The following is a 1,384-nucleotide window of genomic DNA, read 5'->3' on the forward strand; positions in this document are numbered from 1 at the left end:
AAGTTAAGCTCTCCAGCGCCGATGGTAGTTGGGGGTTCCTCCTGCGAGAGTAGGACGTTGCCAGGCAATACATAAGAGACAGGATAGGGTATAGAAAAATTTATATCCTGTCTTTTTTATTATACATAATGATCCTTTGTATAAATGAATTAACGACAAATAATATAACAAATCCCATATAAATACATAGAGGGATTTGGTAAAAATAAAGAAGATTTTAACAATATGCAGTTGCTTGTAAATGAGGTTACATAAATTTTTTGATACATTATATAGGACAAAGGAATTATATTAAAAAGTAAAGTATCTTAGTAATATGGTAATTTATTGTTGATGAATGATTTTTAATGTTTGTTACTAAAATAAGAAGAGCCTTAATAAAGGAGGAAACCATAATGGCAGAGGAAGAAAAAACAGAAAAGGAAAGTAAAGCTGTTAAAAAGGTGAGTGAAGGAGAAACAATAAAAGTAGTAAAAGGAGAACAAAAGGGAAAGCAGGGAAAAGTACTATTAGTAAGAGAAAACTCTGTTATTATCCAAGTTGGTAAACATCCTGAAACTGGTGAGCCGATAAAAACGGTTGTTAATCATAAAAATTATAAACGTGTAAAGAAGTAAAAACATAAGTGAAAGAATCTATTCCGTTAAAAGGATGGATTCTTTTTTTATACACTGGGAATATAAAATTTTGGTCAAGAAGTAGAGAGGATTCGACGTAGCCAAAATTTTAATATAACAGGTATAAGAAGCTAACACATTCACTAAAAGATGAGCAATGCCGACTTATTCTAATTAGCAAACTTACTTACAAAGCTATTAGAAAAAAAGAAAGAGTGACAGTTAGGGGGCTTTGAAATATAATATAATTAAACTTATATGAAAGGTTGGTATTTAGATTGAGTGAAGTTGTTCGTTCTATTCCTCGTCCTCTTGTTAAAACAAACCAGTGGTTTATTGTAACTTCTGTTTTATTAACTTGGTTCACAGGCCAATTTTGGATATTAATTTTACCTTTTCTTGCGGGTTTGAGTGGGATAATTTTTGGTAAAAACCCTATTATCATATTTGCTAGGAGATTCCTTAAAAAAGAGCAAAGCCAATATATTCCAGAAGATTGGGAGCAGCAGGCATTTAATCAAAAAATAGCAGTAATATTTCTTGGTGCTGGATTTCTTAGCTTTGTGTTTGGCTGGTATATAGTCGGTTATATTTTTACTGTGATGGTTGCGATTGCTGCATTTGTAGCTATTTTAGGATTTTGTATTGGATGTTTTATACTTTATCAATGGAAGCAGTACCAATATCGTAGAGCGCAAAAATAACTATTCGACAAAATTCGGGAAGTAACAGTGAACGCCCCCCTTATAATGGACAAATAGGATATA

Annotated in this window: 2 protein-coding genes; both read left to right on the forward strand. The window is 31.9% G+C overall.

Features of this window, described 5'->3' with window-relative positions:
• Positions 1-395 precede the first annotated feature (395 nt).
• On the forward strand, positions 396-617 hold the full coding sequence (locus tag GMJ66_RS20280) for a DUF2187 family protein (protein ID WP_156292122.1): 222 nt from the start codon (positions 396-398) through the stop codon (positions 615-617).
• 278 nt (positions 618-895) lie between these two features.
• Positions 896-1,321 (forward strand): DUF4395 domain-containing protein, encoded by a 426-nt coding sequence (locus GMJ66_RS20285; protein ID WP_156292123.1) that lies wholly within the window; start codon positions 896-898, stop codon positions 1,319-1,321.
• Positions 1,322-1,384: the final 63 nt, after the last annotated feature.

This window comes from Oceanobacillus salinisoli, from assembly GCF_009733865.1.
GTDB lineage: Bacteria > Bacillota > Bacilli > Bacillales > Amphibacillaceae > Oceanobacillus > Oceanobacillus salinisoli.

Excerpts from the sequence above, each read along its gene's own strand:
- GMJ66_RS20280 (WP_156292122.1), top strand. The coding sequence starts at position 396 with ATGGCAGAGGAAGAAAAAACAGAAAAGGAAAGTAAAGCTGTTAAAAAG.